The organism is Embleya sp. NPDC127516 (assembly GCF_044765325.1).
Taxonomy (GTDB): Bacteria; Actinomycetota; Actinomycetes; order Streptomycetales; family Streptomycetaceae; genus Embleya.
The window spans coordinates 118,581-138,391 of the sequence record NZ_JBIWJT010000010.1 but is presented as its reverse complement, the minus strand read 5'-3'; the positions used below and the strand labels follow the sequence as shown (position 1 = coordinate 138,391).

The window sequence follows — 19,811 nt, the reverse complement described above, 5'->3', positions numbered from 1 at the left end:
CGTGCGACCCGCCCCGTAGGGGCCGAGCAACCCGGCTCGGAGAGACCGGCCCGACCCCGAACCCGTAGGGGACGCGCAACCGGCCCCGTAGGAGCCGAGCACCGGTCTGCCCGACCGGTCGCATGCCCGCTACGCGGGCACGGTCGGGCCGTCCGCTACGCGCCCGGGATGCACGTCCGCTACGCGCCCGCCACCCCCACACCACACCACCAAGCGGCCCCGTAGGGACCGAGCAACCCAGCGCGGAGCGACCGGCGGACCCCGGCCGCGCAGCGGACGCGCACCCGGCCCCGTAGGGGCCGAGCCGCCCCGCGTGCCGGGTGGCTCAGGCTCGGGCCACCGCCTTGGCCAGCACCTGTTCGGCCAGTTGCTCCGGGTCGGTCACCGGGGCGTCGCAGGTGAAGTGCCGACACACGTACGCCGCCGGCAGGCCGTCGACCAGCGGCCGGTCGCGCAGCAGCGGTACCGGCGACTCCTCGGCCGGGTCGCCCATCGCGACCACCGCGCCCGGGGCGGTGGACATCAGCGCGGTCAGGTAGAGCGCCCAGGTCGCGTCGTCGTCACGGGGGCCGACCACGGCGATTTCGCGCGGCCCGTCCAACCACGCCTCGGCGACCGCCAGGCCCCAGCCGATCTGTCGCGGCGCCCGGGCGGCCAGCATCCGTACCAGGCCGAGCGCGCGGCCGGCGGCCTCGCGGTGGTCCTCCGAGCCCAGGTGCGCCGCGTAGCCGAGCAGGGCACCGGCCGCACCGGTCCAGCCGGACGGGGTGACCCCGTCGGTGGGGTCCTGCGGTCGGCGGAAGAGTTCCTCGGCGTCGTCGGCGGTGTCGTAGAACGCGCCGTCCTCGTCCACGAAGTGCCCCAGCACCACGTCCACGAGCACGCCGGCGAAGGTCAGCCACGCGTCGTCCGAGGTCACCGCGTACAGCGCGAGGAAGCCCTCGGCGACGTCCGCGTAGTCCTCCAGGACGCCCGCGTTCGGTCCCGGTCGGCCGTCGCGCGACGTGCGCACGAGCCGGTCGCCGAGCTCGTCGTCCTCGTCGCCGCCCAGGTGCACCGCGAGCAGCAGGTCGGCCGCCGCGAGCGCGGCATCGAGCAGGTCGGGGCGGGAGAACAGGGTGCCGGCCTCGGCCAGCGCCGCGATGGCCAGCCCGTTCCACGCGGCCACCACCTTGTCGTCGCGGCCCGGCCGGGCCCGCTCCTCGCGCGCGGCCAGCAACCTGGCCCGCACGTCGGTCAGTCGCTCGACGTCCTCGGGGTCGTCGAGCAGTTGCAGGACGGACATGCCGTGCTCGAAGGTGCCTTCCTCGGTGACCGCGAACACGCGGGCCGCCCACGTGCCGTCCGCCTCGCCCAGCACCTCGACCAGTTGTGCCGGGGTCCAGGCGTAGAACGCGCCCTCGACCGACTTGCCCTCGGCGTCCGGGCTGTCCGCGTCCAGCGCCGAGGCGAACGCGCCCTCGGGGGTCCGCAGTTCGCGGACCAGGAAGTCGGCCGTCTCCAGCGCGATCCGGCGGGCGAACTCGCTTCCGGTGGCCCGCCACAGGTGGGTGTACACCCGGATCAACTGGGCGTTGTCGTAGAGCATCTTCTCGAAGTGCGGCACCACCCACGCCGCGTCCACCGAGTAGCGCGCGAAGCCGCCGCCGAGTTGGTCGTAGATCCCGCCCCGGGCCATCGCCTCGCAGGTCTCCTGGGCGATCTCCAGGGCCGCCTCGGACTCGGTCCGGGCGTGGTGGCGCAGCAGGAACTCCAGCACCATCGACGGCGGGAACTTGGGCGCGTCGCCGAAGCCCCCGTGCACGCGGTCGTACTCGCGCGCGAGCAGGGTCAGCGCGGTGTCCAGGTCCTCGGCGGTGGGCGCGTCGCCTTCCGTGTGCAGGTCGCGCGGGGCGGCCAGGGAGGTGGCGATTTGCAGGCCGGTGCGGCGCACCTCGTCGTTGCGGTCGACCCAGGCCTTGTTGATCTCGTACATCACCTGCCGGAACGAGGGCATGCCCCGGCGCGCCTCGCTCGGGTAGTACGTGCCGCAGTAGAACGGCTCGCCGTCGGGCGTCGCGAAGACGGTCATCGGCCAGCCGCCCTGGCCGTGGTTCATCGCGACGGTGGCCTCCATGTAGACCGCGTCCACGTCCGGGCGTTCCTCGCGGTCCACCTTGATGGCGACGAAGTTCGCGTTGACGATCGCGGCGGTGGCCTCGTCCTCGAAGGACTCGTGGGCCATCACGTGGCACCAGTGGCACGCGCTGTACCCGACGCTGAGCAGGATCGGGACATCACGGCGGCGGGCCTCCGCGAACGCCTCCTCACCCCACGGCCACCAGTCGACGGGGTTGTCGACGTGTTGGAGGAGGTACGGCGATGTGGACCCAGCGAGACGATTCGGCATGGCACCATCCTCGCGCGCCGAACCCCACCGACCCACCAACCGGCCCGCGCCGAGCGCGTCGAGTCCGGCGTCCGCATCGCGCGGCGACTCGCGTCGGCGGGTGCGGAGGGCCTGCGGCCGGCGCACCGCACGGGCCGGTCCTCGTCGCGGCCGGTACAGCCACCCTGCTCCGATATGGAAAGAAGACGGCTACCTCTTCGTGGGCGGCGGGCAGGGGCATCACAAATCAGCACCAGCGCAACGACAAGAACGCGGCCCGCCACGGCTCAGCCATCGATTCACCGACAACGACCCGTCGGCGTCGAAGCGCGCCGTCATGCGGCTAGGAATTCCACAGTCTACCGTTCCCACAATAACTGCTCGTGCGTCAGACTCGTCCAGTTTCGCCTCGCTCACAAAGGGGCCCTCGCCGCCCGACAGTACTGTCGGGCGCAAGCGTGCTCGATGCGGGCGGTCGAATCGTCCGCGCGGAGGAAGAGGACGAACTCGCAGCCCCCGACCATTCCGTTCTCCTTCGCCAGCACCCTCAGGCTGGAGAGCTGGGCCGCGCTCGTCGCCCGCTTGAGAACGATCGGCGTCGGGTGACCAACTATGGAGAACGTCTTGACCATGGGAGCTTGCCGCATTCCGAGCTGCCACGTAAGCCAGCTACTGACGACGACGCCACTGCCGCGGAGGATGTCCTTGTCCACCGTGAGCCGAATCCCGAACACGTTGCCGGCAGGATCGGCGGCCATTGTCGCCGGCCGCGCCGGCTCGCTCTCCTCGATAGGAATGGCCCCGCGCGCGACAAGGTCGATCGACCCGTCTTCCGTCATGCCCACCCTGTCGTCCAGCAGACACTGCTGGAGGCGCCACAGCGTCACAGGGTACCGCTCGCCGACTTTCACGAAAAGGGCTTCCTTGGGCAAAGGCCCCAGCTCAGTTAGCGTGGCAACGAACGCCTCGGCGGCGTTCGGGTACGCAGTACCGTTCAAGTGAGGCCATTCGGCGAGCGCCCACTTCCCCTCCAGTCGGAGCTGCACGAACCTCTCGTCCCGCCTGAGCGCCTCGGCGACAGCGGGCTTCCGCCTGATCCCAGTCGGTTCGAGCAAGTCCTCAGCCCGACAGGGCTCGCCATTCGCCAGCAGATAGAGGTAGGCCGCGTCCCTACCGCGGGCGCGACGACGTAGCCAAGATCCCTCGACGCCAGGCACAAGAGGGCTCTTCGGGTGCCCAAGCAGCTCTAGCAAGGGAACATCGTCCGGTACGCCGGCCGACGCGAAAGTCACCGCTACGTCCTCCCCACGCAGCGGCGCCTCCTGCACGCCAACTCGCAGAAGAACCTCCAGGGCGCTCGGGTTGCGCGTCCACCAGCCATACAGACGACCAGCCCAAGTCAACGGAGGCTCAGCCCCAACAGCTTGGACAAGAAGTCCCACACCGAGGTGTTCGCGTACGCCCAGCGCCGCGGCCACTTCGGATCCGCGTACCGCCGGACTCACGGTGAGCGCCATGAGGTGATCGCGCCAATCGTCGACGAAGACGTCGGCGTAGTCGCAGAGTTGGTCCTGCGCCTTCAGAAGCAACTGGCGAACCCTTTCGCGGCTCATCTCATGCTGCTGCCCGATACTCCAGAGCGTCCTTCCATTCGCACGGTCCTCAACCATGCGACGCGACCGGAATGGGAGAGCACGCCACGCGGCGCCAAGCCAGTCGTCGTCATCCCTCGTCATCGAATAGCCCCCTTCAGCCATCCGTGACATGCGCGCTGATCAGATCGAGCCGGTTCGCGATCCGCTCGTTGGTCGCCTTCTGCTCCGGGGTGATCTTCCGAACGAAGGAGTCCACCGTGCAGATGACCCAGGGCAGCGCATCGCCACCGGCCTGCGCCGCGATGGCCGCCCACGCGAGGTGCTTGAAGTCGCGCATCGGAGCCCAGGCGAAGCGCTGCTCCATCTCCTCGTCGTCCCCGCGGCGAATCGTCACGCAAAGCGGCTTGATGGCGAGGGTCGCGAGGTCGACCATCCAGCCGGGACCGAGAGCCCGGACGACGAGCTCGCTGACCGGGGTAGAGGGCTTGACCACGAGCGGGGCCCACTTGCCCACCCCGTAGGTGGCCCGGACGTATTCCTTCATGGGCCTGTCCTTGAGCCACGGCCGGATGTTCTCCGGCTTCCCGATGAACGGCAGAAGCCTTCCTCCGACCGCCGGGTCGGACGTCCACGCCACGTAGTGACGGGTGCGTTCGGCGTCCGGCAAGTAGATCCAGTTGAGGTCGGCCATCCGCTTATAGAGAAGGCTCACAACTTCTTCTTCGAGGTTCGTGGGGATCGCGTACTTGGTCATTCGATTCCAGTCGTCAGAGGGAACTGAAGGCGGACCTCGTCCGCCTTGGTCTCAAGGTCTGCCGCGTCCTGGATCCAGTGGTCCATCAGGGACCCGACGGTCGCGTCGCTGAACTGGATACGGGAGGCGTGCGGCATTCGTACGCGCAGGTGCTCGCTCTCCTGGGCCTCCTGCGCCTCCAGCGATCGCCGGAGTTCCAGGGTCGCCGCCACCCTGCGGATGTCGGTCACGAAGTCGAGGACCCTCAGGGCGTCCTTGCCAGGACTGAGCCGAAGCCCGCGCCCGAGTTGCTGAACGAAGATCCGCCGGCTGTGCGTGACCCGCAGGAACGCGATGAGGTTGACGTCCGGGACGTCGACACCCTCGTTGAAGACGTCGACACACGTGATCACTGGTACCCGACCGAGCCGGAACTCGTTGAGCAGGATCTGGCGTCGCTGCCGCGGGAGTGCGCTGTGGAGGAAGGACGCGTTGGACCACGCCGAGTCGGACGTGGCGAACAACTGGGCCATGTGCTCCGCGTGTTCGATGGTCTGACAGAAGACGATGGCCCTCGGCTCGACCGTGGTTCGCCACGCCTCGCGGAAGTGCTCGATGATCTCCTCGTCGCGCTGCGGAAGGAACAAGGACTTGTTGAGGTCCTTGATCGACTGGCCGTGCACGCTGGTGTCCCTGACCACGTTCCAGTCGACGTTGTCGACGTACAGCCGGTAGTCGACGGCGGACAGGTAGCCAGCGGCCATGCCTTCCGCGATACCCATCTTGAAACTCGGGTACCCGAAGCGGGAGGTGATGTCAAACTTGTCGCCGCGCCAGGGCGTCGCCGTCACACCGAACTGCCCAGCATCCCCACACAGATCGAGTAATTCCGCAAACCTGCCGGTCTCGGCCACGTGGTGGGTCTCGTCGATCATGATCAGGTCGGGTCGGTAGCCCACGCGTGCGGCACCCAGAACGGATTCGACGGTTCCGACGACAACTCCGTCCAGGCTTTCGGGTCGGCTTTCTCCTGTAAGCAGGCGCGTGGGAACGAACTTGGGGATGTGCCGCCACATCGCCTTCTCGAGCTGTGCGACGAGTTCCTTCATGTGCGCGACGACGAGAATCCTGGCGTCCGGATTGACCCTGAGATGGCGGCTGATGATCTCCCCGCCCACCACCGTCTTACCGAGACCCGTCGCGAGGACGAGCAAGGCGGTGCCGTTCGCGTCGAGGTCTCGGATCACCGCGTCCGCCGCCTCAGTCTGATAGGGGCGCAGCGCGTACTTCGCGGGAACCGTCTCGGGCATCTGGTCCCCGATAGATCCCAAAGTCGCGCCGTGCCAGAGGCTGATTGGTACGCCGACACCGTTGAGCGCTACGCGACGCGCCGCCGCTACGGCGTTGATGTCGGTGTTGGTCACCAGGACGGCCTTGTCCGCGCGGTAGCGCGCATGAGCCCGCTCCAGGTCGTCCACGCCGCTGCGGTCGACCTTCCCGCCCGCCTTCCACTTGCATTGGAAGACCCACTGCTCCCGTCCGCGTACGGCCAGGAGGTCCGCGCCATGGTCGCCCGCTCCGTCGATGACACGCACGTCGTTGAAGCCGAGGTGCCAGAGGGCCCGCTCTACGGCATGGGTGAGACCTACGGGCCCTCCCCTCAACAACTCCTCCGCCGTGAGAAAGACGGCGCTCACTTCTCCTCCGCGAGATCGTCGGCCAGCAGGCGGATGCTCAGCCTGGTGCGCAGCAGCTGATTCGGGAAATTGGCCCCCGCGAAGGTCGCCTGGGTGGCTACGTCGGAGAGGTAGCCGACCGTGCGAGCCAGGCTGAGCCGCCGCGCGGAAGCGGAGGCGACGCCCTCGTAGACGCCCTGGAAGACACGGCTGTCCATGAACGCCGACGGCAGCGACTCGACGAGACGGACGAGGAACAGCGCGGGTACATGAAGCAGGAACTCGCCGCTCGTGCCGAGGTCGGCCGTATGAGTCACCTTGCCATTGGCGATCATGGCGTGCTCGGTCGCGGTGAGTTCGTCCGGCGAGAGGTAGTGATACGCCTTCTCGGCCTCGCCCGTGCGGTCCAGCTCCGACACCATCCGGTGACGGATCTCGGCTAGGAGTTCCTGCGCCTCGGCGCTAATCATCTGGGCGTCCAGAGCGGTGGCGGGCAGCGACTCCGCCCGGATCGCGGCGATCAGTTCGGAGTGGCTCCACTCCGTCTCCGCTCGCACCCTGAGCAGCACCGCGATCTCCGCGAGCAGCAGGTCCGCAGGGTCCGCACCGAACTTCTGGAAAATCGGGTGACCGAGATCGAGGAACGCTACGAGGCTGTTGCCGGCGCGCTGGTCGAGCAGAACCGGCGTGGGATGCAGGTTCTCGTCCGTCAAGCCCCCCACCGTCAGCTGACGCGTCTCGACTTCGACGAAGCCGATGCGCGGGTGGCCGAAGGAGCGACTCAAGGTGGGGTAGGTGGTCGAGTTCTCCATGTAGCGCGTGACGCGTTCCTGTCGGGTCTCCGGACGCTGCTCCGACACTGAAGCGGCGGGAGCGGACGGGTCGCCGTCCTTCGGCGACTGCGCCTCGGCGCCCAGCTTCGATTCGTCCACACCGTCCACTGGAATACTGGTCTTGCCGGTGTCCGCTCCGCTGAAGCCGAGCGCTTCCATCACCGCCGCCTCGTCAGGCCTCCCCGGGGTAGCGGCGGCGGCCTTGGTGTTCTTGCCCCTGCTCTTGGCCGCCTCGTGGTCCTCGACCGCCTGCCACCAGCGCTCATCGCTCTCGTAATCGGGGTTGCCCCGATGAAACTCCTGTCCCCACCGGCGGGTGTCGTCGTGAATCGGCTTACGCCCGTCACCCGGGACCAGATACCGAAGGCCAGCGTCGTTGCGACGAAAACCCTTGAAGAGGAGCGCGAGCGGGCTGGTGTTCTCCCCGTACTCAAGGTTCGCCGCGCGCTGGGGCAGCAGTGGCGCGACTCCCCTCACGATCTCGACCGCCGAGCGCCAGCTGCGGTCGCCGTACTCGAACGCGTCCTTCTGGTACGTGACCGGGACGTGGTCGAGGTGGATCTCTCCGATGATGCGGCCGCCCTGGTGAGCGAGGTCCACCGGATACTCCGGCTCCTCGTTGCCCACCGCGCCGTCCGGGTTGCGCCAGGTGAAGAGCTGCTTGTCCCAGCGAAGGATCTTGCGACCGTTTCGAAGGAAGTCGATCCCGTAGTCGTGCTTGTGCATGTACCGCTGGATGCCGAGCCACCCGTGCACCCGGCGCTCGCGAATGGTGAGCCGATCGCTCCCGCAGTCCTCACACGTGTCCCGATCAGTGAGCTGCCACTGCCCGCAGTCGCCGCAGGCGAGACCGTTCTCCAGCTTCTGATCGATCTTGATGTAGGCGGGGATCCGCTCCTTGTTGTTGTAGAGGACCGAGCGGTCGTCGCCCCAACGGCAATGCCGCACGGGCTTCACCTGGAAACCGCCGACCCACAGCTCGAACGGACGGTTCAGGAACATCCAGGAGTAGACCTGTCCCAAGATGTTGCGCAGGGCCGAGCCGTTCTTGTTCAACCACCGAGCGCGCGTGGGGTGCAGGCGGCTGATGACGATGCGGGTGCCGTGCTCGTTGGGGTCGGTCTTCGGCTCCGTGATGTCCTCCGCCTCGAAGTCGTCTCCGATGCGGTCCAAGTCGATCTCCACGCCGATCCACTCGGTGTCGCCCTGCCGCGTGGTCAAGACGCGCGTGCGCTTCCCGAGCCGGGCCGTGGAGACGTTGAACCCCATTCCGAAGAGGCCGAGTTTGTCGTGCATGTCGTTGCCCGACCAGCCAGCCCGCACGGCCCGCTCAAGGCGGTCGTACGTCATGCCGCGCCCCGTGTCGGTGATCACGAGCTGCCCCTGGGCAGAGTCGGGGAGTTCGACGCTGACGCGATACCCGCCCGCCCAGGGAGTCCCGGACCGATGGATCTCCGTGAAGTCGTCAAAGGCGTTGTCGATCAGCTCCGCGATGCACTGCCACTCGTCGAACTCGATCTCACCCAGCATGCGCAGCACGCGCGCGGAAGGAGTGATCTTCATAGATGGACGGACCCCCTGTCCTGTCGCGTAGGCACGCCGAAGAGAGCCCAGCCCTACCGCGGGCCGTGTTTCGGCGCGCGGCCCGGGGAGAGCCGTACGCGTGAAGAAGAGAGTAGCGGTCACCACTGACATCACGCGCCAAGTTGCTTGCCACTGAGCTCACTTGATGGAACAAGGGCACGGCTCGCTGCGATCAACGGGTCATCACAACTGCAACGCGCGTTCAGGATCAGCAGGGCCGCTGGTGGGCGTCGACGGCTCTTGGGAGACTCACCCTGTGATCCGCGAACCCGCCCGGTTATTCGTAGAGTTCGATGGACACGTCGAACCGCCCTTGGGGCTGCTGGTCGAGGCCGGTCTCGGCGTTGGGGAGGACCTGCTCGCGTTCAGCGACGGAGACGGTCGCATCGTCATCCCCCACGCGTCAGACGCGATCAACGATCTCCTGCAGTCAAGGGATGTTGTGATCGTCCTAAACCGCAAAACCGCGAACGACCGCGGCGACCCGACCCGCCGCGCGCACAGGATCTTCGTGCTCCCAGATTCTGATGGCGCGCCATCCAGCATCCATCAGATACTGATCGGTCTGGGCGTCCCTTGCCCGGTTTCCGTCGATCTTCGTGCGCCAGAAGTCGCTGTTCGTGCGCGCGGGACGACAGTGCTCAGGGCAGCCGTGCCAGAAGCAGCCATCAACGAAGACGGCGACACGAGCCCGGCTGAAGACCAGGTCGGCGGTTCGCCGCACGCCGGGAAGCGGTCGGGCGGACACGCGATAGCGCAAGCCCTCTCGGTGCAGCAGGGAGCGGATCCGCAGTTCCGGCGCCGTGTCTCGGCCCCGGTTCCCGCGCATCACCGATCGTGTGGCGGATGACGACGCCCACGACTCTTCGGGGACGGGACGCTTCCCGGCCATGTTCCGGTCCCTGGCGATCTTCCATGCCTGCTCGAGATTCGCCGCTCGCGTCAGGTGCTCGACCTCACCGACGTACAGAGATGGCGACCGGCCGCCCTCCGACCAGCGAAGATAGGCCCGGATACGGCGAGTGCTGGGCAACACCTTCAACGTGATCGAGCCCAGCGCGTACTCCCCGTCCTTGCGCTTAACGTAGCGCTCCTCGCGACCACCCGCAGCACGATCCTGCTCGGCGATGATCGCCTTTCTGGTCCGCCCCTGACGGCCTCGCCATGCCCTCTCGGGCGGCGGCTTGTCCTTCCAGCCCTCTTGCCGGGAGGCGGTGACGGGTTTCACGAGCGCTGCTCCGCGTCGTCGAGGGCCTTCGCGACGGCGCTGGTGAAGACCTCGCCCAGTTTCACTGGAACCGCGTTGCCCAGCTGCCGCATGCGCTCACCGCGTGGGCCCGCCATGCTCCATCGATCGCCGAATGTCATGACCCTGGCAGCCTCGCGCACGGTCATGTACCGGTACTCAGGACGCATCAGGCCTGTGTTCTCGTCGCGCACCTGGTTGTCGAGTTGCATGACCGACTCACCGCCGGGCACACCGTGCACCCCGGCCTTGACGGTCTTGGCCGGCCGGTCGAGTTCGTTGGGCGTGTGCCCGTCGTAGATCCTGGCTCCGGGCCACCCGACGTGGTCAGGGAAATCGCCTTGCTCCGTCGTCTTGTCCAGCATGCGCGTGTTGATCGTGGGGAGGCCCAAAACCGCGTCTCGAAGGGTGAGCCACGGCTGGAGCTCTTCATCTCCGCTCTCGAAGGTCAACTGCTCGTTCTCGTAGCGCGACGTCACCAAGTCGATGACCCGCTTCGGAATTCTGGCGCCCGCCTCCCTGTGGCGGCTCCAGTAGGTGCCACCGAGAATCGACCGCGCGAGGGCCGCGTGGGAGTGAGTGCGCGCGACAGCCCGCTCAACCAGCTTGCGGTCCACATGCAGATCAGCGCGGAATGCCAAGAGGATCACTCGATTGCGGATCTGTGGGACCCCATAGTTCGCCGCGTTGACATCGTGCTGAGTCACCTCGTAGGTCTCAGCGGGGTCTGTGTCCCTCGCTCTGAGCCGCTCCCTCAAAACACGATCGTGCTCCTGCCATGTGGCGCCCTCCCGGCGCTTCACGAACGGCAGGGACAGCTCGCGCTTGATGTACCGGAAGTACGGGTTGAAGGACGGTCGTGTAAGACCTCGCACATTCTCGCAGATCACTGCCTTGGGGCGGATCTCTCGCACCGCCCGGAACATCTCGGGGAACATGTTGCGCTCGTCCTCATCGCCCCTGGCGACACCACCGAGGCTGAAGGGCTGACACGGAGGGCCTCCCGCCAGGAGGTCGACTCCACGCTCCTGGAGGAACCTCATGTCCAGCTTGCGGACGTCACCCGTGACCAGGGGTGGGTAGTGCGGCCTCTCCCCAGGGCCAGCAATCCCGGCCACCTCGACCCGTTGCTTGTCGATCACATCCAGCCACTTGGCCAACACCTCGGAGTCGACATCCTCGGGAAAGGCTTCGAAGTGGTTGCCTTCCAGCGTCTGGCACGCCCTCTTCGCGAACTCGTTCAGCAGTAGGTGCCGGAACCCGGTGTTCGTGCTGGCCTGAACCAGACCGCCTCCGCCCGCGAAGAGCTCTACCGACGTCCGTTCCATTATCCACTCCTAGCAGTTCAGCGCGGGTAGAACCATACCGCGGAGTAGCGACACTACTTACCCCTCCGCCAGGAGAAACCCCTGTGATGTCGTCATCTCCACAGCGCTATCACCGACAACGATCACGAGTTGGCAACGGGTGTCATGGTGGCGACAGCAGGGCTCCCGGGAGAGCCGACGCTCCACCGCAGCTTCAGCCTCAGCATCACGAAGGCGCTTGGAAACCATTTAGCGACGGATCCGACCGAGCTGACCAGAGCGCCGCCAAGCGACACAAGCATCGACCAGTTGCCGAAGGGCCGCGGCGTCTATCAGCTCTACCCGCTCGATGAGTTCGTCCATGTAGGGAAGGCCTAGAAGTCTCACCCGTGCAACCTCGACAGCACCTAAACAAGATCTCGGGGAGGCTCGGGATCTCGCCAAGCGAGAACCCGGCGAGACGATTCGGCATGGCACCATCCTCGCGCGCCGAACCCCACCGACTCACCAACCGGCCCGCGTCGAGCGCGTCGAGTCCGGCGTCCGCATGGCGCGGCGACTCGCGTCGGCGGGTGCGGAGGGCCTGCGGCCGGCGCACCGCACGAGCCGGTCCTCGTCACGGCCGGTACAGCCACCCTGCTCCGATACGGGAAGAAGGATCGATGAAGCACGAGTACGAGGCGAAGTTCCTGGCCGTCGACGTCGCCGGCCTCCGGGACAAGCTGATCGGACTGGGTTCGGTCCAGGCGTTTCCCCGGACTCTGCCCACCCGTTGGATCTTCGAGAGCGAAGCACTCGACGGCGGTGCGTGGCTGCGCCTGCAGGACGAGGGCACCCGGTCCACGCTCACCCTCAAGCAGGTGACCGACTCCACCCGGATCGACGGCACGACGGAGATCGAGACCGAGGTCGCGGACCTGCCCGCCATGGCGGAGATCCTTCGCCGGCTCGGCCTCCGGGAGGTTCGCTACCAGGAGAACTACCGCGAGGAGTGGCGTCTGGGCGAGATCGCCTTCGACTTCGACACCTGGCCCGATCTCCCCACCTTCGTGGAGATCGAGGGCCCCGACGAAGCATCCGTCCGCCGGGGCGCGGCGCTGGTGGAACTCGACTACGCCGAGGCCAGGTTCGGCAGCGTGGACGAGATCTACAAGAGCGAGGCGGGGCGCGACATCCTCGCGGAGCCCACTCTCCTTTTCCCGAACGCCGGGTAGCGGAGAGGCCGTCCTTCCTGCCGGACGGGACCTGGTGCTCCGCCGGTCGGTCCGGGCGGCAACGGTCCGCCCGAAATCGACCGGCGGCGGGGTGGTCAGCCCTGGTGAACGCCCGCGATGAACGCGGAACCGGTCGTGTGCCGATTCATCTCGGTGTCCGAGCGGCTCGTCGGGCGAAGTCGGCCGAAGGGGTCAGCGCAGCGGGTCCGTGCAGGAGGCGCAGGCGGTGACCAGGTTGCCGTTTTCGTCGTAGACGGTGATCGAGATCGGGGTGTCGGTCGCGTAGGTCCACAGGTAGGCGACGCCGGGGAGGCCGGTCGGTCGGATCAGGCGCATCTGTCGGGCGCCCGAGGGGTCGCGCAGTTCGCCGCGCACCGCCGGGGCGGGCATGCTTTGGCCGACCAGGATCGCGACCACTAGGCGCTGACCGGTGGGCGCGTACACGCCCGGGTCCAGGGTCGCCGTGTCCAGCCGGCCGGGCGTGGGCAGGAATCGGCACGTCGACGGCTCCTCCTCGGCCGCCCCGCCCAGACACCACGACGAACCCCGCTCCGGACCCGCGTCGCCGAACCACACCGAGCCGCCCAGTCCGACGTCCGTGCGAATTCGCAGTGGCGCGATGTTCTCGATCGGCCCCACGGGTGTGGGCGTCGGCGCCGGTGGCAGGCCGCCCCCGCCGCCGGTCCCCGGCGTGGCCAACCACAACCCGCCGGCCAGCGCGCCGGCCAGCGCGCACGAACCGAGCACGTGCCACAGCCGTCGCCGGTACGCCCGCCGGCGCGCCCGCCGCGCCAGGTTCGCGGGCAGCGGCCGATACGGGAACTCCGGCGGCTCGGGCACCTCCTCCGCGTCCGCCGACCCGGGCGGCGACACCGTCACGCTCATCGGACCGGCTCCGCTCGGACCGGTTCCATCCGAACCGTCTGCGTCCGAGCCGGTTCGACCCGAACCGGCTCCGCCCCGACCGGCTCCGTCCGAACCGTCCCCACGCCCGCTCCCTGCCCGGACCCGCCGCGCGAGAGCGTCCCGTCGGCCAGTACCTCGGCCATCCCGCGCCGCCACGCGCGGGCCACCGTCTCGATCGGCAGCCCCAGCGCCTCCGCCGCGTCGTACTCGTCCAGGCGCGCGTACAACCGCAGCACCACGGTGGCCCGCTCGACCCGGCCGAGCCGGTCCAAGGTGGTGAACGGCTCGCCCGCGTCGGGGTGTTCGCCGCGATACCCGCGTGGTCCCGGACGCCACGGGTCCAGGTAACCGGCCAGCAGCGCCCGCCACGCGATGCGTACCGGATCCTGGTCGGGTAGCCGGCTCCAGTTCACACAGGTGTGCGCCAGCGCGCGCTCGACCCGGCGTTCGGCACGTTGCCGGTCGCCGGTGAGCAGGTCGGCGGCTCGGAGCAGTTGCGCGCCGACGCTGTGGACGAAGACGTCGAACTCGCGAGCGTCGCGCTTGTGCACGGTGCCTCCCGCAGATCCGCCGAGCGGATGTCCGGCCGGCCCGATGCCGTCGCCGCTCACTGTGAGGCTGCCCCGCACCCGTTCGGGTAGTCGCGAGTCGCGACATATCGGTTCTCGACATCACGACGCCGACCGCGTGCCCCACCCGACGCCGACCGCGGCCTCGCCCGCCGACGACCGCGATCCCACCCGCCGGCGACGGCGACCACACCTCCCGCTGCCGGCGCGGCAAGAACCGGGACGGCAATGCGGGGTGGAATCACCCGGTCGAGGCCCGGTGATCCCGGTCCGCGCAATATCCTTCGGAGCACCACATCCGATCGACGAACGAGCGGCGATGACACCGGACCAGGCTCATGACGACCCCACCGGCTCTGCCGACCCGCTCTACGACCGCCTGCAGCACGAGGTGGCGCTGTTCGCGCGTCGTGCCGAGCAGACCCGGCTCGGTGCCGTCGGCGAACTGCGCAACTCGATGGACCGCGCGGCCTATCTGCTGCTCGGCCGGCTCGAAGCCGGTGGGCCGATGGGCGTCAAGGCGCTCGCGCAGGCGATGACGATCGATTCGTCCACGGTGACCCGGCAGGTCACCCCGTTGGTCGAACAGGGCCTGGTGGATCGGGTGCCCAATCCCGACGACGGCCGCGCCGTACTGCTCGAACTCTCCGCCGAGGGCCGGGACCGGCTGCACCAGGTGCGGCACGCCCGGCGGCGCCTGATGGCGGAGATCTGCGAGGGCTGGAGCATGGACGACCGCGAGCGGTTCACCGAACTGCTGACCCTCTTCAACGCCTCGATGGAACGCCGCCAGAGCCGGAACCCGGGCGGCTCCTGACCCGGCTCCCGACCCGGCTCCCGACCCGGGCCCGACCCGGCTCCCGACCCGGCTCCCGACCCGGCTCCCGACCCGGCTCCCGACCCGGCTCCCGACCCGGGCCCGACCCGGGTCCCGAACTCCCGTGACCACCGGGACGGGAGGAGACCCGGCGCATCCGCACGTGCGGTTGGTGCGACACTCGGCGTATGAGCAGTCCTGCCCCGGCCACGGTGACCCTGCACGACATCCGGATCGCGCGAAAGATGCTGGAGAGCGTCGTTCGCGAGACCCCGATGAGGTCGTGTCGGGCGTTGACCGACCGCATCGGCGTGCCCGTGCACCTCAAGTGCGAGAACCTCCAGCGCACCGGATCGTTCAAGATCCGCGGCGCGTACGTGCGGATCGCGGGCCTGTCCGAGTCCGAGCGGGCGCGGGGCGTGGTGGCGGCGAGCGCCGGCAACCACGCGCAGGGCGTCGCACTCGCGGCCCGCACCCTGGGCGTCGCGTCCACGGTGTTCATGCCGGCCGGCGCGCCGCTGCCCAAGGTGGCCGCGACCCGCTCGTACGGCGCCGAGGTGATCCTGGGCGGCGAGAACGTCGAGCACGCGCTGGCCGCCGCGCGGGCCCACGCGGACCGGACCGGCGCGGTGTTCATCCACCCGTTCGACCACCAGGACGTGGTGGCCGGCCAGGGCACCGTCGGCCTGGAGATCCTGGAGCAGTGCCCCGAGGTCAAGACCATCCTGGTGGGCACCGGCGGCGGCGGCCTGCTGGCCGGAATCGCGGTCGCGGTCAAGGCACTTCGCCCCGACGTCAAGGTGATCGGCGTACAGGCGGCGTCCGCCGCCGCGTACCCGCCCTCGCTCGCGGCGGGCGCGCCGGTCTCGCTGCCCTCGTTCGGCACGATGGCCGACGGCATCGCGGTCGGCCGCCCCGGCGAGGTGCCCTTCGCACTGATCCGGGAGCACGCGGACGATATCCGTACGGTCGGTGAGGAATCCCTGTCGCAGGCCCTGCTGCTGTGCATGGAGCGGGCCAAGCTGGTGGTCGAGCCGGCCGGAGCCGCGTCGGTGGCGGCACTGCTGGAGGCCGGCGAGCCGATCGAGGGGCCGGTGGTGGCGGTGTTGTCCGGCGGCAACGTGGACCCGCTGCTGATGCTCCGGGTGCTGCGACACGGTCTGGCCTCGGCCGGCCGCTATCTGTCGTTGCGGGTGCGGATCCCGGACAGCCCCGGCGCGCTGGCCACCCTGTTGGTTCGCCTGGCCGAGACCGACGCCAACATCGCCGCGGTGTCGCACGTGCGCACCGACGCGACGCTGCGGGTCGGCGAGGCGGACGTGGACCTGCAACTGGAGACCAAGGGCCGCAGCCACTGCGCGGCGGTGGTGGAGGCGCTGTACAGCGCGGGATACACCGTCGGCAAGAGCTGAGTCCACGCAGCGTGAAAGCGCCGCCTCGCCGCCGCGAGGTCGCAACGGGCGGCGGGGTGGGGCGAGTCGGCGATGTCGGTGTCGTGTGCTTGGCTGTTGGGCCAAGCCATGTCCGTCCACGGAGGACGCGGCCGAGAGGTATCCGGAGTTCGCCGGCGCACGACCGGGCGATTCCGGTGGGCTGTCATCCGGACACGAAGAGTTACGCTTCCGGAGAAAAGCGGTCGCATGCTCGGTGCGTTGGGCGCATGGTGGAGATCTGAATCGATCGGCCCCCCATGCCCCCATCCGCACGAGGAGTGATCCACCGACATGCAGGAAGCGATCGTCGCCGAAGGTCTGGTAAAGACCTTCGGCTCGGTCCGAGCGCTCGACGGCGTGGACGTGAGTGTGCCCACCGGCACCGTCCTGGGCCTGCTCGGACCGAACGGCGCAGGCAAGACGACATGCGTGCGAGTACTGACCACATTGCTCAAACCCGATTCCGGGCGAGCCGTGGTGGCCGGTCACGATGTGCTCAAGAATCCCAACGCGGTCCGCCGCTCGATCGGCCTGTCCGGCCAGTTCGCGGCCGTGGACGAATATCTGACCGGCCGCGAGAACCTTCGCATGGTCGGCGAGTTGTATCAGCTCAGCGGTCGCGACGCCAAGCATCGGGCCGACGAACTGCTGGCCCAGTTCGACCTGTCCGAGGCGAGTGATCGGCCCGCCAAGACCTATTCGGGCGGCATGCGCCGCCGGCTCGACCTGGCCGCGGCGCTCGTGGTCAGCCCGCCGGTGATGTTCATGGACGAGCCGACCACCGGGCTCGACCCGCGCAACCGCATGGCGCTGTGGCGGGTGATCGAGGAACTCGTCGCGGGCGGCACCACGTTGCTGCTGACCACGCAGTATCTGGAGGAGGCCGACCACCTCGCGAACGACATCGCCGTGGTCGACCACGGCAAGGTGATCGCGCGCGGCACCGCCGACCAGCTCAAGGCCAAGGTCGGCGGCGAACGGGTCGAGGTGGTCGTACACGACGCGGAGCGCATGGCCGACGCGAGCGAGATGCTGACCTCGTTCGGCAAGGGCGAGTTGGGCGTGGTCAAGCTCCAGCGGCGGATCACCGTCCCGGTCACCGGCGGCGCCAAGCTGCTGGCCGAGATCATCCGCGAGCTCGACGCGCGCGGGATCGAGATCGACGACATCGGGCTGCGCCGACCCACCCTGGACGACGTGTTCATCTCGCTCACCGGCCATGCCGCGGAGTCCGAGGCCGGCAACGGCACGGGCGAGAGCGACTCCGACGAGACGACCGAGGACGGCCCGAAGCGCGGCCTCGACAAGGCGGTGAAGCGGTAATGGCCGTACTGACCAAGACCTCCACAGCCGCGCCCGTGGTCCGCGGCGGCGTGGCCCAGTCGCTGCGCGACTCCCTGGTCATCGCCCGCAGGAACCTGATTCGCATGACCAGGATTCCGGAGATGATCCTCTTCGGGGTCATTCAGCCGGTGATGTTCGTGGTGCTGTTCACGTACGTCTTCGGCGGCTCGATGAAGATCGGTGACAGCACCGACTCGGACGTCTACAAGAACTTTCTGATGGCGGGCATCTTCGCGCAGACCGTCACCTTCGCCACCGCGGGATCGGCCGCCGGTATCGCGGACGACATGCAGAAGGGGCTCATCGACCGGTTCCGCTCGCTGCCCATGGCGCGAGGTGCCGTCCTGACCGGCCGCACGGTCGCAGATCTCGCCCAGACGGCCATCACGATGCTCGTCCTCGCGAGCGTTGCCCTGCTCGTGGGTTGGCGCACCGGCTCCGCCGAGCCGACCACCGCCGGGCGGATCATGGCCGGCTTCGGCCTGCTGCTCCTGCTGGGATACGCCTTCACCTGGATCGGAGCGCTGATCGGCCTGTCCGTGCGCACTCCGGAGGCGGCGACCTCGGGCGGAATCATCTGGCTGTTCCCGGTGACGTTCATTTCGAACGCCTTCGTGGACTCCAGCCAGATGACGCCCTGGGTGCGGCACATCGCCGAGTGGAACCCGTTCAGTGCGACGGTGCAGGCGGCCCGAGTGTTGTTCGGCAATCCGGGGGTCGTGCAGTCCGACGCGTGGCCCATGCAGCACCCCGTGTGGGCGTCGCTGATCTGGTCGGCCCTGATCATCGTGCTCTTCCGCGCGCTCGCGGTGCGCAAGTACCTCCGCGCGACCGGCTGACACCTCGCCGCGCAATCCACGAGCAGGTCCCGCACTCCGGTGCCCCGGAAAAGCAAGCGGCCCGGCTCCCGAATACCGGGAGCGCGGGCCGCTCGGGGTCGGTGCTCAGCCCTTGTAGGGCTTGGCCGCCAACACCTCGACGCTGGTGCTCTTGCCGTTGGGCAGCGCGAACGTGGCCTTGTGGCCGACCGTCCTGCCGTTGATCGCCTTGCCCAGCGGCGACTGCGGCGAGTAGACGTCCACGTCGCTCACCGCGTCCTCGCGCGAACCGAGCAGGAAGGTCGTGGGGTCGTCCTTGTCGCCGTTGAAGATCACGGTGACGACCATGCCGGGCTCGACGACGCCGTCGTCCGCGGGGGCCTCGCCCACCTTGGCGTTCTGGAGCAGGCCGATGAGCTGGCGGATCCGCAGCTCCTGCTTGCCCTGTTCCTCCTTGGCCGCGTGGTAGCCCGCGTTCTCCTTGAGGTCGCCTTCCTGGCGGGCCTCTTCGATCTTCACGGCGAGCTCGGAACGGCCGGGACCCGACAGGTGTTCCAGCTCGGCCTTGAGCCGGTCGTACGCCTCCTGGGTGAGCCAGGTGACGCTTTCGCTGGTCTGGGTCACGGGGTGCTCCTCGTAGGTCTGCGACAGGGGTTGCGTACACGGTGCGTACGAATGAGGTACACGCGGTCCGACCGGCCGTCCGGGCGGGCCCGGTCGGCGGAGGGGGTCACATATACCAGCGCCCCCTCACCGTCCGCGGTGTGAACACCTCGGGTCGTGAGGGGACGAAGCTTCGAGAGTAACAATCTCCCGACGTCTCGGGCAGTCACGCACACCCGGGTGACACGGGACACGATCGGCCGACGGCATCGGCACCGCCGCTCAGCCGACGGTGTGACAGTCCTCCAGCTCGGCGGTGTTGGGCCGGCCCATGGTCTGCAGCGTCTCGGTGCGCTCGATGTGCTTGTCGCCCTTGGCGAAACGCAGTTCGCGGCGACCCACCTCGGCGCCGCCCTCGTCGCGCGAACGCAGCACGCAGACGGCTTCCTTGTCGCTGTCCTTACGGATCTCCACCTGGACCTGCACCGAGGAATCCGAGGTGACCTTGAAGCTCGGAATAGACCCGCGTACGCCGGGGTTCGCCACATCGAGGCCGATCCACACCGTCCCGGCCACGAGCACGACCATGAAGACCGCGAACGCGATCCGCAACTTTCGATCGCTTCGGGTGGCGCCCTTGCCGTAACGGGTGACGGGCGTTGCGCTCACCGGGTCTCCTGCGGGACGGGCCCGGGTTTGTGCCCGAGCGAGATCTATCGGCCACTATATGTCCGGTGCAAGAGCGGCCCTCGACAGGTCCCGGCG

General features: G+C 68.6%; 16 protein-coding genes. 5 read left to right on the top strand and 11 right to left on the bottom strand.

Annotation, left to right across the window (positions count from 1 at the left end; translation table 11 throughout):
* Positions 1-325 precede the first annotated feature (325 nt).
* The 7 genes from ACIRL2_RS20825 to ACIRL2_RS20795 all read right to left on the bottom strand — a co-directional run bounded on the left by ACIRL2_RS20825 (position 326) and on the right by ACIRL2_RS20795 (position 11,363).
* On the bottom strand, positions 326-2,389 hold the full coding sequence (locus tag ACIRL2_RS20825; protein WP_402233909.1) for a thioredoxin domain-containing protein: 2,064 nt from the start codon (positions 2,387-2,389) through the stop codon (positions 326-328).
* 392 nt (positions 2,390-2,781) lie between these two features.
* Positions 2,782-4,104, bottom strand: a complete 1,323-nt coding sequence (locus ACIRL2_RS20820) for an RNA polymerase subunit sigma-70 (RefSeq protein ID WP_402233907.1) — start codon at positions 4,102-4,104, stop codon at positions 2,782-2,784.
* A 13-nt stretch (positions 4,105-4,117) separates the two neighbouring features.
* On the bottom strand, positions 4,118-4,717 hold the full coding sequence (locus tag ACIRL2_RS20815; protein ID WP_402233905.1) for a hypothetical protein: 600 nt from the start codon (positions 4,715-4,717) through the stop codon (positions 4,118-4,120).
* On the bottom strand, positions 4,714-6,393 hold the full coding sequence (locus ACIRL2_RS20810) for a DEAD/DEAH box helicase family protein (RefSeq protein WP_402233903.1): 1,680 nt from the start codon (positions 6,391-6,393) through the stop codon (positions 4,714-4,716). Before ACIRL2_RS20810 ends, ACIRL2_RS20815 begins: the two co-directional genes overlap by 4 nt.
* Entirely contained in the window at positions 6,390-8,768 is a 2,379-nt protein-coding gene (locus ACIRL2_RS20805) for an ATP-binding protein (protein WP_402233901.1), read from the bottom strand. Before ACIRL2_RS20805 ends, ACIRL2_RS20810 begins: the two co-directional genes overlap by 4 nt.
* A 472-nt stretch (positions 8,769-9,240) precedes the next feature.
* Positions 9,241-10,017, bottom strand: coding sequence for a very short patch repair endonuclease (locus tag ACIRL2_RS20800; RefSeq protein ID WP_402233899.1), 777 nt, complete (start codon positions 10,015-10,017; stop codon positions 9,241-9,243).
* The gene (locus tag ACIRL2_RS20795; RefSeq protein ID WP_402233897.1) at positions 10,014-11,363 is read right to left on the bottom strand and encodes a DNA cytosine methyltransferase; all 1,350 of its coding nucleotides are present in this window, start codon (positions 11,361-11,363) and stop codon (positions 10,014-10,016) included. The genes ACIRL2_RS20800 and ACIRL2_RS20795 overlap by 4 nt, the downstream gene beginning before the upstream one ends.
* 641 nt (positions 11,364-12,004) lie before the next feature.
* Here ACIRL2_RS20795 and ACIRL2_RS20790 point away from each other — a divergent pair.
* Positions 12,005-12,556 carry a class IV adenylate cyclase gene (locus ACIRL2_RS20790; RefSeq protein ID WP_402233895.1) on the top strand — a complete coding sequence of 184 codons (552 nt, stop codon included), beginning with the start codon at positions 12,005-12,007 and terminating at the stop codon, positions 12,554-12,556.
* Positions 12,557-12,748: 192 nt separating this feature from the next.
* On the opposite strand, the gene ACIRL2_RS20785 is transcribed toward ACIRL2_RS20790, so the two are convergent.
* Both ACIRL2_RS20785 and ACIRL2_RS20780 read right to left on the bottom strand, forming a co-directional pair.
* Complete coding sequence (locus ACIRL2_RS20785) at positions 12,749-13,441, bottom strand: hypothetical protein (RefSeq protein ID WP_395873303.1); 693 nt, start codon at positions 13,439-13,441, stop codon at positions 12,749-12,751.
* Positions 13,438-14,013 carry a hypothetical protein gene (locus tag ACIRL2_RS20780; protein WP_395873302.1) on the bottom strand — a complete coding sequence of 192 codons (576 nt, stop codon included), beginning with the start codon at positions 14,011-14,013 and terminating at the stop codon, positions 13,438-13,440. The genes ACIRL2_RS20785 and ACIRL2_RS20780 overlap by 4 nt, the downstream gene beginning before the upstream one ends.
* A 337-nt stretch (positions 14,014-14,350) precedes the next feature.
* Between ACIRL2_RS20780 and ACIRL2_RS20775 the strand changes: the two genes are divergently transcribed.
* The 4 genes from ACIRL2_RS20775 (at position 14,351) to ACIRL2_RS20760 (ending at position 18,464) form a co-directional block, all read left to right on the top strand.
* Positions 14,351-14,848 carry a MarR family winged helix-turn-helix transcriptional regulator gene (locus ACIRL2_RS20775; RefSeq protein WP_395873301.1) on the top strand — a complete coding sequence of 166 codons (498 nt, stop codon included), beginning with the start codon at positions 14,351-14,353 and terminating at the stop codon, positions 14,846-14,848.
* A 188-nt stretch (positions 14,849-15,036) separates the two neighbouring features.
* Positions 15,037-16,260, top strand: a complete 1,224-nt coding sequence (gene ilvA, locus ACIRL2_RS20770; RefSeq protein ID WP_395873300.1) for a threonine ammonia-lyase — start codon at positions 15,037-15,039, stop codon at positions 16,258-16,260.
* A 312-nt stretch (positions 16,261-16,572) separates the two neighbouring features.
* Entirely contained in the window at positions 16,573-17,604 is a 1,032-nt protein-coding gene (locus tag ACIRL2_RS20765) for an ATP-binding cassette domain-containing protein (RefSeq protein WP_395873299.1), read from the top strand.
* Positions 17,604-18,464, top strand: coding sequence for an ABC transporter permease (locus tag ACIRL2_RS20760; protein ID WP_395873298.1), 861 nt, complete (start codon positions 17,604-17,606; stop codon positions 18,462-18,464). The genes ACIRL2_RS20765 and ACIRL2_RS20760 overlap by 1 nt, the downstream gene beginning before the upstream one ends.
* 105 nt (positions 18,465-18,569) lie before the next feature.
* Here the strand turns inward: ACIRL2_RS20760 and greA are convergent, their stop codons facing one another.
* Positions 18,570-19,067 (bottom strand): transcription elongation factor GreA, encoded by a 498-nt coding sequence (gene greA, locus ACIRL2_RS20755; RefSeq protein WP_395873297.1) that lies wholly within the window; start codon positions 19,065-19,067, stop codon positions 18,570-18,572.
* Positions 19,068-19,328: 261 nt separating this feature from the next.
* Positions 19,329-19,715 (bottom strand): DUF4307 domain-containing protein, encoded by a 387-nt coding sequence (locus ACIRL2_RS20750; protein ID WP_395873296.1) that lies wholly within the window; start codon positions 19,713-19,715, stop codon positions 19,329-19,331.
* Positions 19,716-19,811: the final 96 nt, after the last annotated feature.

What these genes read in the sequence shown, in the direction of transcription:
- ACIRL2_RS20785 (WP_395873303.1), bottom strand. Translation starts at nt 13,441, where the DNA reads ATGAGCGTGACGGTGTCGCCGCCCGGGTCGGCGGACGCGGAGGAGGTG.
- ACIRL2_RS20795 (WP_402233897.1), bottom strand. Translation starts at nt 11,363, where the DNA reads ATGGAACGGACGTCGGTAGAGCTCTTCGCGGGCGGAGGCGGTCTGGTT.
- ACIRL2_RS20815 (WP_402233905.1), bottom strand. Translation starts at nt 4,717, where the DNA reads ATGACCAAGTACGCGATCCCCACGAACCTCGAAGAAGAAGTTGTGAGC.
- ACIRL2_RS20805 (WP_402233901.1), bottom strand. Translation starts at nt 8,768, where the DNA reads ATGAAGATCACTCCTTCCGCGCGCGTGCTGCGCATGCTGGGTGAGATC.
- ACIRL2_RS20820 (WP_402233907.1), bottom strand. Translation starts at nt 4,104, where the DNA reads ATGACGAGGGATGACGACGACTGGCTTGGCGCCGCGTGGCGTGCTCTC.
- ACIRL2_RS20790 (WP_402233895.1), top strand. Translation starts at nt 12,005, where the DNA reads ATGAAGCACGAGTACGAGGCGAAGTTCCTGGCCGTCGACGTCGCCGGC.
- ACIRL2_RS20775 (WP_395873301.1), top strand. Translation starts at nt 14,351, where the DNA reads ATGACACCGGACCAGGCTCATGACGACCCCACCGGCTCTGCCGACCCG.
- ACIRL2_RS20825 (WP_402233909.1), bottom strand. Translation starts at nt 2,389, where the DNA reads ATGCCGAATCGTCTCGCTGGGTCCACATCGCCGTACCTCCTCCAACAC.
- ACIRL2_RS20765 (WP_395873299.1), top strand. Translation starts at nt 16,573, where the DNA reads ATGCAGGAAGCGATCGTCGCCGAAGGTCTGGTAAAGACCTTCGGCTCG.
- ilvA (WP_395873300.1), top strand. Translation starts at nt 15,037, where the DNA reads ATGAGCAGTCCTGCCCCGGCCACGGTGACCCTGCACGACATCCGGATC.
- ACIRL2_RS20760 (WP_395873298.1), top strand. Translation starts at nt 17,604, where the DNA reads ATGGCCGTACTGACCAAGACCTCCACAGCCGCGCCCGTGGTCCGCGGC.